Below are 13,351 nucleotides of genomic sequence, written 5' to 3'. Positions count from 1 at the left end.
GGGCCTCCTGTCGGTGCGGTGTGTGAGGGTGCCGGTCAGGTGGACGGGCCGTCGGCCCGCGGTTCGAGCGGCGGGTCGGAGAGCTGCTCGCGCAGATAGTTCCAGACGACCGCGACCAGCGCGGCCACCGGTACGGCGAGCAGGCTTCCGACGATGCCGGTCAGGCTGCCGCCCAGCGTCACCGCCAGCAGGACGACCGTCGCGTGCAGTCCGAGACCGCGGCTCTGGATCATGGGCTGGAAGACATTGCCCTCGAGCTGCTGCACCACGACGATGACGGCCAGCACGAGCAGCGCGTCCGTCAGGCCGTTGGACACCAGCGCGATCAGCACCGCGACGAAGCCGGCGAACAGGGCTCCCACGATGGGCACGAACGCGGACACGAAGGTCAGCACCGCCAGCGGCAGCACCAGGGGGACGTCCAGAAGCCACAGCCCCAGTCCGATGAACACGGCGTCGAGCAGACCGACGAGCGCCTGCGACCGTACGAAGGCGCCGAGGACGTCCCAGCATCGCGCGGCCACGGCCGGGACGTCGGTGGCCAGCCGACCGGGGAGCTGCCGGCCGAGCCACGGCAGGAAGCGCGGGCCGTCCTTGAGGAAGAAGAACATCAGGAAGAGCGCCAGGACGGCCGTGACCACACCGCTGAAGACGGTGCTCACGCCCGTGACGGCGGTGGTGGCGATGGCACCGGCGCTGTCCTGGATGCGAGCGGTCGCGGTGTCGAAGGCACCGGCGATCTGGGCGTCGTCGATGTTCAGCGGCGGCCCGGCGGCCCATTCGCGCAGCCTCTCGACGCCCTCGACGACACCGTCGGCCAGCTCGCCGGACTCCGACGCCACGGGCACCGCGATCAGCGCCGCGGTGCCCGCGGCCACCAGCAGGAACAACACGGTCACCAGGGCCGCGGCGAGCGCGGGGGCCAGCCCGCGCCGGCGCAGGAAGCGGGTCGGGGGCCAGGTGAGCGTGGTGAGGAGCAGACCGACTATCAAGGGCCAGACCACCGACCACATCCGGCCCAGCACCCACAGCACCACCGCCGCCGCCACCAGGACCAGCAGCAGTTCACCGGAGACACGCGCCGACGTACGCAGCGCGGCGCGGGTTCTCCCCGCGTTCAACGTGGCAGACATGGAGGCACCTTATGGGGCCCGCCGGTCACGGTGATCACCCGGGATCCGCTGGGAATCCTCTCATGATCCACTCGGGAGGCACGTCCGGCGGGGTTCCACCGTGTCGGCCGGGGACGGCCGGGGCCGGTGAGGCAGACTGAGGTCATGGGCGACCTCGATGCCCGCGGGACACCGTCGCGTCGGTTCCCTCCGGTGCCCAAGAGCGTGGCGGAGGCCCGGCGGTTCGTGCGGGCCACCCTCGGCGACGCCGCGCCGGACCTGACGGACACGGCTCAGCTGCTGGTCAGTGAGCTGGTGACCAACGTCGTCCTGCACGCCCGCACCGAGGTGGAGGTGGCGGCCCGCGTCGACGACGGCACGGTTCATGTGCGGGTCGGCGACCGCCGGCCGGACCGCGGGCTCGTGCCGCACGGATGCCCGCCCTACGCCGGTACGGGACAGGGTCTGCCGCTGGTCGCCAGACTGTCCTCCCGGCATGGCGTCGAGACCGGTGACGGGGGCAAGACGGTGTGGTTCGAGCTGCGGCCCGAGGGACCGCCCCGGCACCCGGACGGCTGGGGACTTTCCGCGGCGCCCTCCGGCCCGGGAGCGACGGTGACGCTGCTCGATGTGCCGGCGGCGCTCTACGCGGCGGCTCAGCAGCACCGGCACACCCTGTTGCGCGAGGTGGCCCTGGCCGTCGATGCCGGCCACGATCTCGGTGTTCCCCCGCAGGACCTCGTCGTGGCACTGGACATGAGCCATCTGCTCACCGCGTCCGTGACGGCCGCGCTGCGGCAGCAGCCCGCCGGACAGGCGATCCGCTCACTGCCCCTGTCGATGCCGTCGGACGCCGAACCGTCGGTGCAGATCCTGCGGGCGGTGCTCGACCTGGCCGAGGAGGGCGCCCGTGAGGAGCGCCTGCTGACGCTCCCGGCGCTGCCGCGGCAGCGCCTCTTCCACCAGTGGCTGTTCGACCAGATCGTCGGACAGCTGGCCGGGGCGCACCCCACGGCGTGGACGGTGGTGCCCGGGGAACCGGGCACCAGTCCCTCGGAACTGGTGGCGTGGGACGCCGGGCAGGTGCAGGCGAGCAGGACTCCGACGATCGCCGCCGACGAGCGGAACCGGATCATCGCGGCGAACGGGCCGGCGGCGGACCTGCTCGGCTGGCACGCGGACGACCTCGTCGGGCGGCCGCTCACCACACTCGTCCCGGAACACCTCCGCAAACGGCACGTCGCGGCGTTCACGTCCCTGCTGCTCAGCGGGCAGCCCCGGATCCTGGGCCGCTCGGTGCCGCTGCCCGCGCTGCACCGCGACGGCCGGCTGATCCCCGTACGGCTGTTCATCCAGCCGCAGGAGACGGCCGACGGCCGCACCGTCTTCGTCGCCCAGCTCGCCCCGCGGGCGGCGGTTCCCGGTCCTTCCGCGGACCCGCCCGGCCGCGTCCGGTCCATGGCACAGGGGGAACCGGAGCAGCTGCCCCCACCGGCCGCCGGCGACCTCGGCCGGGATGCGGACCGGTCCGCGCTGGAGCGGCTGTCGCTGCTGGCCGACACCGCGGCCGCGCTGAGCAACGCCCCGCACCTGGACGAGGGCCTGGAGCGGGTGGGCCGGATCCTCACCCAGCGGCTGGCCGACTGGTGCGCGGTGGACCTGTTCACGGAGAGCGGCCAGGTGGAGCGGGTCTCCGTCACCCAGCGCTCACCCCGCGGTCCCTGGCCCGAGGAGTACGAGGGCCGGCTTCCGCCGGTGTCCGACGCCGCCCGCGGTCCCCTGGCCCGTGCGCTGCGCGGGGCGGGCCCGCTGCTGCTGACCGGACCGCCGTCGTCCAGCCAGGTCGCGAGTCCCCTGGACGCCCACTACCTGGGGCTGTTCCGGACCATGGGCGCCGACAGCGCGGTCGTCGCCCCGCTCCGGGCCCGCCGGCAGATCATCGGCGTCCTCACCGTGGCCCGCCGAGGACGGGACACGCCGTTCACGGAGGAGGATCTGCCGCTGGTCCACGACCTGGTGCGCAGTCTCGCCCTGGGCGTGGACAACCTCCGTCTCCACCAGGAGACGCGCAACATCGCCGAACGTCTCCAGCGCTCGCTGCTGCCGAAGCTGCCGGAGGTCGAGAACCTGCGGCTGGCCGCCCGCTACGCGGCCTCCTCCGCCACCGCCCAGGTCGGCGGTGACTGGTACGACAGCTTCGTCCTGCCCGGCGGGGACACGGCGCTGGTCATCGGTGACGTCACCGGGCACAACCTGGACGCGGCCATCACCATGAGCCAGCTGCGCAGCATGCTGCGGGGCATCGCCGTGGACCGTCAGGAGCCGCCCGAGACCGTTCTGCACCGCCTCGACATGGCGAACCACAGCCTTTACCGCGAGTCCACCGCCACCTGTGTCTACGCTCTGGTCAAGGGCCGCGGGGACGGCCCGTGGGAGCTGGTGCACTCCTCCGCCGGGCATCCGCCGCCGCTGCTCATCGGCCCGGACGGCCGCACCCGCTATCTGGAGGACGGCTCGGGGCTGTTGCTCGGGGTGGACCCGCGGGTGCTCCGGCCCCGGGCCCGGGACGCGATCCCGGCGCACGCGACGGTGCTGCTGTACACCGACGGACTGATCGAACGCCGGGGAGAACACCTGGACGACGCCATGGAGCGGCTCCGCCGTCATGCCGCCGCCCTGGCCCAAGAGCCGCTCGACGTGCTCTGCGACGAGTTGCTCATCGGGCTGGGCGCCGACAACGACGACGACATCGCCGTCCTGGCCGTGCGGCCCGTGCCGTCGCGCTGACCGCCGCCCTGCGTGCCGGTGGCGGTGCCCGGTCCGCGCGCCGCCACCGGCACGGTGTCCCCGTACGGGAACGGTCAGTCGAACGGGTCGAGGGTGAGGGAGGCCTGGCTCGGGTTGCCGTCGTGGACGAGCGACTCGTGGTTGCCCACGTCGTCGAAGGCGAAGGCGTACGCCTTGCCGTCGGTCATCTGTGCGTGGATGGCGCGGGCGTAGTGGTTGGTGACGGAGTCCTTGTAGAAGCCGCCGGAGCCGGAGTCGGGCTGGTTGGGGTTGGTCAGGAGCGTGGAGCGGTTGAATCCGGCGCAGAGGGTGCGGGAGATCGGGCCGCGCACCTGGTCGTTGGGGGCGTCGAGCCTGCGGTGGCAGCCGAAGACGGAGGAGGCGTCCGGCTTCTGGAAGCTGGTGACGACGGCTCCCGCGCTGTTGGTGAAGTTCATGACGCCACCCGAGACCCGGCCGTAGTACTTGACGCCCGGCTGGTCGGTGAAGGGTGTGACGGTCAGGGTGGAGCCGGCGTACTTCTGCCAGACCCGGTTGATGTAGTCGTCCATGGCGGACGCCGGCAGGGCGCCCGTCTCCAGTCCGTACAGGGGGGACAGTGCGCGCAGTACGGTGCCGTCGGAGCGGGTCTGGACCAGGCCGGCCCAGCCTCCGGACTGTCCCCGGAGCGTGTTGAGGACCGCGTTGTAGCCGCCGGACCTGAGCCGTCCGGTGCTCACCGTGCTGCCGTCGGCGCGCCGCACTCCCACCGAGTAGGGCGCGGAGAACATGTCGACCTGGGTGCTGTTGAGCCACAGGCCCGAGTCGTTGAGCGTGTACTCGGACCAGTTGAACAGGATGTCGCGGTTGGGGTCCGTCGGGTTCTGCACGGCGGGCTGCACCAGGCCGCCGGTGGTCAGCTTGAACACGAGTTTCCGGCCGTAGGAGAAGTAGACGCGGCCGGAGAACTTGGGGACGCGGATGGTCGTGGACCGTCCTGCCGCCGGGCCCGTGATCGAGGCGTCGGGCGCGGGGGTGGGCGGGTTGCCGCCCGCGGGCCAGGGGTGGAACGTGCCGTTCGCGTCGGCCCAGCCCTGTCTGCCGGTCGACAGCTGGGTGCCGAGGTTGTAGACGTACACCTGCTCGCCGCGGCCCGAGTTGTTGGTGATCATCAGGGGAATGGTGTCCGGGACCGCGGCGGCGTGGGCGGGGGACGGCACTCCGGTGGCGAGCAGTGAGCCGCCGAGTACCGTGGCGATGCTCAGCCCCACCGCCATGGCCCGGCGTTTGAGTGTGCGCAGCATGCTCCCTCTCCGTTCAACTGTGGGGGGAATCGTTCTGAGAGCGCTCTCAGCGTCTCGCCCTGGTATGGACCTGTCAACGGTTGGGAGTCTGTGGGTCCGGTACGCCCGCGCGCGCCGCGACGGCGGTCAGCCGCCGTTCTGCACCACGCCCCGGGTCGAGAAGGTGACGGGAGCGCCGGAGGCGAAGTCGCCCGGCGGGAAGCCCGGGTGGTGTCCCTCGGGCGGCTTCGGCCGCGCGGGGGCGGGGCCGAGCGCGAGGCGGGAGACGATGCGGTAGCGGTCGCCCCGGTAGAGGGAGTGGACGTACTCGACGGGACGGTCTCCGGTGTCGGTGGTGAGGCGCTCGAACAGCAGGGCAGGCGACAGCTCGGGCACCTCGAGCAGGTCCGCCTCCGCGCGGGTCACGACGGTGGGCTCGATGGACTGCACCGCCTCGCCGACCTGCACACCGTGCCGGTCGCGGAAGTGCTCGTAGAGGTCGCCCCGCTCCAGTTCCTCTCCGGTCAGGTCCGGCACGAGGTCCGCCGGGATGTGCAGGTGCTCGATGGCCATGGGCGAGCCGTCGACCAGCCGCAGACGGGCCACGTAACGGATGCGCGCCGCGGGCGACACGCCCAGCCTGCGGCCCACCCGGGCGCCGGCCGGCAGGGTGCGGAACTCCAGGATCCGGCTGGTCCAGGCACCGCCGGCGCGGGGCACGGCGAAGGAGCCCCGTTCGGAGACCAGCTCCTGGGTGATCTTCTCGGCGGCGACGAACATGCCGCGGCCGTGCTCGCGCACCAGCAGCCCCGCGACCACGAGTTCGTCCACGGCGGCGCGCAACGTGGGCCGGGACACGCCGAGCCGGGCACACAGACTGCGTTCCGAGGGGATGGCGTCACCGGGGCGTCGGGCCTCGATCAGTTCGAGGATCGCGTCGCGGACCCGTTCACGCTTGAGCACGGCACCCGAGGCGGCGCGGTCGACCTCCATACGGGACTCCCGTTCGTCGTCGGGCGGCGTGGCGGGCCGTGCGGCCGTCGGGCCACCGGTACGGCCTCGACCATAACCGGTCCGCCCGTCGAGAGAGTCCGCCCGGGGACGTCAACCACCGTTCCTGCGAGGAGGGTTGACGCCCACATTGGTCTATGCCACCTTCTCTCGACATCAACTGGTAAAGCCCCGGCGGCAACTGGTCAACCCGATGACGGGTCGGGCCACCACCGTGAGCTCCATGGCTTACCGCACAGACGATCCACCGTGCGCCACCCCCCACAGCGAAAGGAACACGGATGAGTACTCGTCCCACCGGCCGCCGCACCCGAGCGGCACTCGCGCTGACCGCCCTGCTCGGCAGCGCCGCCCTGGCCGGCCTCCCCGCCACCACCGCCGCCGCCGCGGACGGCGCCCTCACGGTCCAGTACCGCACCGGATCCGGCGGGGCCACCGCCGACCAGAGCGAGCCCTGGTTCAAGGTCCGCAACACCGGTTCCTCACCGGTGCAGTTGAGCCAGGTGAAGGTCCGCTACTACTTCAAGGCCGACTCCCCGAACGCCTCGTACCGCTTCGCCTGCTCCTGGGCGGTCAAGGGCTGCTCCGCCATCACCGGCACCTTCGGGACGCTCGCCCACCCCACCGCGAACGCCGACCGCTACCTGGAGATCGGGTTCACCCCGTCCGCCGGATCACTGGCTCCCGGCGCCGACACCGGGGACATGCAGCTGCGCTTCTTCCGGTCCGACTGGCAGACGCTCAGGCAGAGTGACGACTACTCCTTCAACGGCGCCCAGACCTCGTACGCCGACTGGAACAAGGTCACCGCCAGGCTCGCCGGTGCCACGGTGTGGGGCACCGGCCCAGCGGGCGACGACCCCACCGATCCGACCGACCCCACGGACCCGCCGAGCGGCGGCCAGACCCTGTTCGACGACTTCGGCTACACCTCGCACACCGACCCGGCGATCTCCGCGCACGGCTGGAACGTACGGTCCAACTCCGGCGGCCCCGGTGTGCCCGGCGCGACCTGGGACCCGTCCAAGGTCACCTTCAGCACCTCGGGCGGCAACTCGGTGATGAACCTGCGGACCTCCACCGCCGGCACCGGTGCCTCCACCGTCCACACCGAAGTCCTCACCAGGAGCACGAAGTTCAGGAACGGCACCTACGCCGCCCGGGTGCGGTTCTCCGACGTCCCCACGTACGGTCCCGACGGCGACCGCGTCGTCCAGACCTTCTTCACCATCAACGACCTCAAGGCCCCGATGGCCGACGACTACGCCGAGTACGACTTCGAGTACCTGCCCAACGGGGGCTGGGGCGAGCCGTCCAACATCCTCTACACGACCTCCTGGGAAACCTACGACCCGGACCCCTGGCAGGCCGTCAACCAGCACAGCGAGAGCCGGCGGAGCTTCGCCGGCTGGCACGACCTGGTGGTGACCATCGACGACCACGCCATCACCTACTACGTCGACGGGCAGCACTTCGGCACCCACGACGCCGCGTATCTGCCGGAGCGCCCGATGTCGATCAACTTCAACCAGTGGCTGATCGACCTCGACGGCCAGACGTCGACCACGCCCCGCGCCTACGACCAGCAGGTCGACTACGTGCTGCACGTCAAGGACCAGGTGCTCACCCCGGCCCAGGTGACCACGAGGATCAACGCCTACCGAGGCGCCGGCACGTCCTTCGTGGACGAGGTCCCCGCGTCATGACGGCCTGAGCCCGACCCGCCGGCCGGGGCCCCTCGACGGGACCCCGGCCGCGTTCCGGTGACCGGGCCTCTCCCCGCGTTCACGCGATCTCCCCCGAGGACTTTCGCCGGCGAGCCCGACGGGCTGAACTGCAGGACGCGGCCCGAGCGAGGGCACATATCGAGTCGTGAGCAATCCTCGGGGATCGTCCTCGCTCCGACGCCCGATCCGTCGCCATTCGGCCCGCTTCTGAGCGACGGGGTGGTTCGGGCGGTCCACGCCGCCCATCCGGTGTCCGGACAGAAGCCCGGACAAGGGCCTGACCAGGTCGGACAGCCCGGGCCCTGTCCGGGACAAGCGGCGGATCTTGCACTCGTCCGGCGAACGGAGCATCTTCTCTCACGGCGACCGGGCAGCCGTGGGGCGGCCGTCGCCGGTCAGTGGTCCGGGGCGTACGGTGTCCGGCCTTGCGAGGCGACGGAACTTGTCTGCCCGGGCGTCCAGTTCACGGATGAGGAGCCAGGCTGTGCGTATTCGTCGTGCTCTTACAGGCATCGCCCTCGGAGGGGCTCTCGCTCTCGGGGCCTCCGCCGCCCCGGCCCAGGCCTCTGCCCAGGCCCAGGCCGCGGACCCGTACGTCGTCTACGGCACGTACTCCACCTACGCCCAGTGCGAGGACGTGGGCAGCACCGGTGAGTTCCACGGGCGGTGGATCAGCTGGATGTGCCCCAGGGTGAGCGGGGGGTACCGACTCTGGGTCCAGTACCGCTGAGTCATGACCTGCCGGCTGTTGCCGGCGGTCGACGGTCTGTCCGTCCGGCCCTCACAGGGGCGGAGCACGAGACAATTCCGGAGGGGGAAGTGAACATGAGGAACTGGCGAGGGCGCACGCTCATGACCGCGGTCGCGGGAGCGAGCGCCGCCGTTCTGGCGACGGCCGTTCCCGCGCACGCCGACTCGGTCGTCTACAACGGCTACGCCGAGGGCGGGTTCATCAGCTACGGGGACAAGGTCTGGGTCGAGCACTACGAGGGCTCCTACAGCTACGTGGAGTGGTACACGAACTACGGCCGCGAGGGTGAGTGCTCGGTGGACGCCGCCACGGGGGGCACGACCTGCAACTACGACATGCGCGAGAACAGCAGGATCACCCTGCGCGTCTGCACCGTGCCCGCCGGGGTGTGCAGCACGTGGGTCAGTGACAACACGTAGCGACACGTCGTCCGCAGGCCGGGCAGGCCGGTTCAGGACCACACCCGACCAGGGGAAACGAGGGGAAAACGAATGAGATTGCAACGTTCCGTTCTCGGTGCCACCGCGGCCGCCGTGCTCGGCGCCGGCCTTGCCGTCGCGCCCGCGTCCGCCTCCACGTCCGCCGTCACCTGCGGCGGGTGGCAGAACGAGGGCACGTTCGAGAGCTACGACGAGGTCAAGGACGACGGCAGGACGGCGCCCATCCGCAAGGGGCCCTACGGCGAGTGCGCCCCGGTCATCACGCTTCAGGGCGGGTACTTCGTCGACATCGACTGCTACGTGTCGAACGACTACGGCAACACCTGGACGTACGTGTCCTTCAAGAGCGTCAACGAGCGCCGCTACTACGGGTGGATCCACGACGACCACCTGACGGGCGGGGGCAGCTACGAACGCTGCTGACCGCCTTGCCGGTGAGCCGCCGGAGCCGGTGGGGGGGCCGCTGGACGGGCTCGTACCCGCGCGTGTGGTTGCGGGTACGGGCCCGCTCGCTGATGACGCCGGACGCTCTCCCCGCGTGCAGCGAGAACTGCCCCGGCCCCGTGTACACGGTCGCCGTCTCGGGGCCGAGGCACTACGAGGGACGGGGTACCGGTGCCGCCCGCTCCGATCGCCGGCCGCTGATCGCCGCCCTTCACCGGATGTCCCCGTTCCGCCCGGGTGGGGCGGGGGCCTCTCTTGCCTGCGGCGGGCGTCTGGCGCAGGCTGGTCGCATGGGTGCGAGCCCGACGCTCATCACCTCCGTGCAGCGTGCCTTCCGGCTGCTGGAGGCGGCGAGCGCCCATCAGAACGGCGCGCCGGCGAAACAGCTGGCACGTGAGACGGGACTGCCCCTGGCCACGGCCTACCACCTGCTGCGCACGCTGGTGCACGACGGATACCTGCGCAAGCTGGACGACGGCGGATTCGTCCTGGGCGACCGGTTCCAGACCCTGCACGCGGAGGGCCGCGGCCAGGCGCTGCTCAGCAGGGTCCGGCCGGCGCTCGCCGCGCTGCGGGACGAGCTGTCCACCGCCGCCTACCTCACCTTCTACGAGGACGGCGAGATCCGCGTCGCCGAGATCGTCGACAGCCCCCGCACCCCGCGGGCCGAACTCTGGGTGGGGTTCGAGGACGCCGGGCACGCCACCGCGCTGGGCAAGTCGGTGCTCCGGGAGCTCGACGACGAGGCACGCAGGGAGTACCTCTCCCGGCACCCGCTCAACGACCTCACCCCGCGGACGATCACCACGGCTCCGGAGCTGATCCGCCGCCTGGAGAGCAGCACCCTGGCTCCGGCCGTCACCGACCTGGAGGAGTACTCCCTGGGCACCGTCTGTGTCGCGGTGCCGGTCTACAGCGGGCACACCCTGGGCTCGCTCGGCGTGTCGATGCCGAAGGACCGGCTGCACCGGCTCGACGAGGTCCGCGAACGCCTCCTGCCGACCGCCGGGCGGGTGACCCGAGGACTGTCGCTCACTATCTGAAAAGCGCACCCTTGTGACGTCCACGACGATCATCTTTCCTATTTAAGTCAGACATTTACGGACGCGCACACGCCGCGCAAAGGTGAGGACTGCGGACGACACATGAGTCACGCCCGTCAGCATGGACGCGACCACTGGCCGATACGACAGCACAGGCGGGGGGCCGACCACACCTCGTCGCCCCGGGCACGGGCCGTCGCACACTGGGCCGCCGGTACGCCCGTGCTGTCCGTACTGATCGTCTTCCTTATCGTGTTCATCGACCTCGTCGGCGGAACGGGCAAGGTCTGGCTGCCGCTGCTCGCCGCCGGTCCGGCGCTGGCGGCAGCCACCAGCCGGCCGGTCGGGGTTCTCGGGGTGGGGCTCCTCGCTTCCCTCCTCGGCGCGACGATCGGCGCCCGGCACGGCATGGCGGCCCCGGAGCTGGCCGTCGTACTCGCCGCGCTGGTGACCGTCGCCCTGGCCGGCACGCTCGCCAGCGCCCTGCGCGGACGCCGGGAGCGGGTGCTCGCCGCCGTCCGTTCCGTCGCGGAGACCGCGCAGCACGCCCTGCTCAAGCCGGTCCCGGAGACCGTCGGCCCGTTCCAGGCGGCGGTCCACTACAGCGCCGCCGCGGCGGAGGCCCGGATCGGCGGTGACCTCTACGCCCTGATTCCCACCCCGTACGGGGTCAGGATGATCGTCGGTGATGTGCGCGGCAAGGGGCTGCCGGCCGTGGGGACGGCCGCCCTCGTGCTCGGTGTCTTCCGGGAGGCCGCCTACGACGAGCCGGACCTGCTGGACGTGGTCTGCCGGATCGAACGGAGCCTGGCCCGCAACCTCGGCCACGACGACTTCGTCACCGCCGTGGTCGCCGGCTACCCGGAGCCGGGGCGGCTGGAGATGGTCAACTGCGGACACGCTCCGCCGCTGCTGGTCCGCGGCACCGAGGTGGTGCCGGTGGACCCCGTCCACCCGGCGCCGCCCCTGGGGCTGCGTGCCCTGTCGGGCGAGTCCCCCGGCCTCCAGGTGGTGTCCTTCACCGAGGGGGACCAGCTGCTGTTCTACACCGACGGGGTCACGGAGGCCCGCGACGCCGGCCGCGAGTTCTACCCGCTGGCCGAGGGCCTGGCCCGGCATCTGTGCGACGAGCCGGCCCGCACGCTCGCCGCACTCCACCAGGAACTGCTGGACCACGTGGGCGGCCGGCTGCACGACGACGCGGCCCTGCTCCTGCTGCGCAAGCCCGTCCCCACTACCGGGGCGGCGGACGCCGGCGGTCTCGCGCTCACCGGCTCCCCCGTCGTCCGGCCGCTCACGGCGCGGCCGGAACCGGTCGTCGACGGCGCCTTCGACGACCGTGAAGGCGCCGCCTAGTACTCCGGTCCGTCAGGGCCGCTGGGCGGCGATCATGCGCCGGTACCAGTGGTAGCTGTCCTTCGGGATGCGCTTCTGCGTGTCGTAGTCGACCCGGACGATGCCGAAGCGCTTGTCGTAGCCGAAGGCCCACTCGAAGTTGTCGAGCAGGGACCACACGTAGTAGCCGCGCACGTCCACGCCCGCGTCGATCGCGGCCCGCAGCGCGGTGAGGTGGTCGCGCAGGTACGCCACCCGGTCGGTGTCGTGCACGGCGCCGTCCGCGCTCACCTCGTCGTCCTCGGCGGAGCCGTTCTCGGTGATGTGCACCGGCGGCAGGGCGTCCCCGTACTGCTTCTTCAGATCCACCAGGAGGTCGGTGAAGGTGTCCGGGGCCACCGGCCAGCCCATCGCGGTGTGCCGGACGCCGGGCATCGCCGTCTCGGCGTAGCGGTTGTCGGTCGCCACGCGCAGGGCGGGGTCGCCCTCCCGGTACGGGGCGTCGGCGACGACGATCGGGCGGTAGTAGTTGATGCCGAGGAAGTCCAGCGGCCGGCTGATCAGCTCCAGGTCGCCGTCGCGGCGGAAGTCCTGTCCGCTGATCAGCTCGCCCCAGGTCTCCTCCTCGGTGGCCGGGTAGCGCCCGGCGAGGATCGGCTCCGTCCACACCAGGTTGTGCAGGGTGTCGGCGCGTACGACGGCTTCCCGGTCGGCGGCGGAGTCGGTGGCGGGCAGGTGGTGGTCGAGGTTGAGGGTGATGCCCACCTCGCGGACGCCCGCGGACCGGAGCGCCCGGACGGCCAGTCCGTGGCCGACCAGGAGGTGGTGCGCGGCGGCCAGGGCACCCCGGCCCTCGCGGGCGCCCGGCGCGTGGCGGCCGACGGAGTAGCCGAGGAAGGCGCTGCACCACGGCTCGTTGAGGGTGATCCAGCGGGGCACCCGGTCGCCCAGGTGCTCGGCGACGACGGCCGCGTACTCGGCGAACCGCTCGGCGGTCTCCCGCACCCGCCAGCCGCCCCGCTCCTCCAGGGCCTGGGGGAGGTCCCAGTGGTAGAGGGTGGCGGCGGGCTCGATGCCGGCTGCGAGGAGTTCGTCGACCAGACGGGAGTAGAAGTCCAGGCCCTTGGGGTTCACCGGGCCGGTGCCGTCCGGCACGATGCGTGGCCAGGCGATGGAGAAGCGGTACGAGCCGACGCCGAGGTCGCGCAGCAGGGCCACGTCCTCGGGGTAGCGGTGGTAGTGGTCGCAGGCGACGTCACCGGTGTCGCCGTTCGCGACCAGACCGGGGGTGCGGCTGTAGGTGTCCCAGATCGACGGGCCGCGGCCGTCCTCGTACGCCGCGCCCTCGATCTGGTACGAGGCGGTCGCGGCGCCGAAGACGAAGCCGGGCGGGAAACCGGGGAAGTCACTCATGTGTCCATGTCCATATCGAAACGTGC

10 protein-coding genes are annotated in these 13,351 nt (G+C 71.8%); 6 read left to right on the top strand and 4 right to left on the bottom strand.

Features of this window, described 5'->3' with window-relative positions; translation table 11 throughout:
• Positions 1 to 35 precede the first annotated feature (35 nt).
• Positions 36 to 1,133, bottom strand: coding sequence for an AI-2E family transporter (locus ACH4VX_RS27265; protein ID WP_398370913.1), 1,098 nt, complete (start codon positions 1,131 to 1,133; stop codon positions 36 to 38).
• 144 nt (positions 1,134 to 1,277) lie between these two features.
• On the opposite strand from ACH4VX_RS27265, the gene ACH4VX_RS27260 reads away from it, so the two are divergent.
• Positions 1,278 to 3,899, top strand: coding sequence for a SpoIIE family protein phosphatase (locus tag ACH4VX_RS27260; protein ID WP_398370912.1), 2,622 nt, complete (start codon positions 1,278 to 1,280; stop codon positions 3,897 to 3,899).
• A gap of 74 nt (positions 3,900 to 3,973) precedes the next feature.
• Here ACH4VX_RS27260 and ACH4VX_RS27255 read toward each other — a convergent pair whose 3' ends face one another.
• The gene (locus ACH4VX_RS27255; protein WP_398370910.1) at positions 3,974 to 5,182 is read right to left on the bottom strand and encodes a glycoside hydrolase family 64 protein; all 1,209 of its coding nucleotides are present in this window, start codon (positions 5,180 to 5,182) and stop codon (positions 3,974 to 3,976) included.
• 126 nt (positions 5,183 to 5,308) lie between these two features.
• Positions 5,309 to 6,154: a GntR family transcriptional regulator gene (locus tag ACH4VX_RS27250; RefSeq protein ID WP_398370908.1), complete on the bottom strand. Its 846-nt coding sequence runs from the start codon at positions 6,152 to 6,154 to the stop codon at positions 5,309 to 5,311.
• Positions 6,155 to 6,453: 299 nt separating this feature from the next.
• Between ACH4VX_RS27250 and ACH4VX_RS27245 the strand changes: the two genes are divergently transcribed.
• The 5 genes from ACH4VX_RS27245 (at position 6,454) to ACH4VX_RS27225 (ending at position 11,933) form a co-directional block, all read left to right on the top strand.
• A complete protein-coding gene (locus ACH4VX_RS27245) occupies positions 6,454 to 7,878 on the top strand; it encodes a cellulose binding domain-containing protein (RefSeq protein WP_398370907.1) in 1,425 nt (474 codons plus the stop codon).
• Between the two features lie 846 nt (positions 7,879 to 8,724).
• The gene (locus ACH4VX_RS27240; protein ID WP_398370905.1) at positions 8,725 to 9,069 is read left to right on the top strand and encodes a hypothetical protein; all 345 of its coding nucleotides are present in this window, start codon (positions 8,725 to 8,727) and stop codon (positions 9,067 to 9,069) included.
• 72 nt (positions 9,070 to 9,141) lie between these two features.
• On the top strand, positions 9,142 to 9,513 hold the full coding sequence (locus tag ACH4VX_RS27235; protein ID WP_398370903.1) for a hypothetical protein: 372 nt from the start codon (positions 9,142 to 9,144) through the stop codon (positions 9,511 to 9,513).
• 311 nt (positions 9,514 to 9,824) lie between these two features.
• Positions 9,825 to 10,577 (top strand): IclR family transcriptional regulator, encoded by a 753-nt coding sequence (locus tag ACH4VX_RS27230; protein ID WP_398370902.1) that lies wholly within the window; start codon positions 9,825 to 9,827, stop codon positions 10,575 to 10,577.
• A gap of 102 nt (positions 10,578 to 10,679) precedes the next feature.
• A complete protein-coding gene (locus ACH4VX_RS27225; RefSeq protein WP_398370900.1) occupies positions 10,680 to 11,933 on the top strand; it encodes a PP2C family protein-serine/threonine phosphatase in 1,254 nt (417 codons plus the stop codon).
• 12 nt (positions 11,934 to 11,945) lie between these two features.
• Here the strand turns inward: ACH4VX_RS27225 and ACH4VX_RS27220 are convergent, their stop codons facing one another.
• On the bottom strand, positions 11,946 to 13,325 hold the full coding sequence (locus ACH4VX_RS27220; protein ID WP_398370898.1) for a GH1 family beta-glucosidase: 1,380 nt from the start codon (positions 13,323 to 13,325) through the stop codon (positions 11,946 to 11,948).
• Between the last annotated feature and the right edge of the window lie 26 nt (positions 13,326 to 13,351).

This window comes from Streptomyces sp. NPDC020731 (assembly GCF_044334705.1).
Lineage (GTDB): Bacteria > Actinomycetota > Actinomycetes > Streptomycetales > Streptomycetaceae > Streptomyces.
Note: the sequence above shows the minus strand (reverse complement) of the source record. Positions and strands in the feature narration are given on the sequence as shown.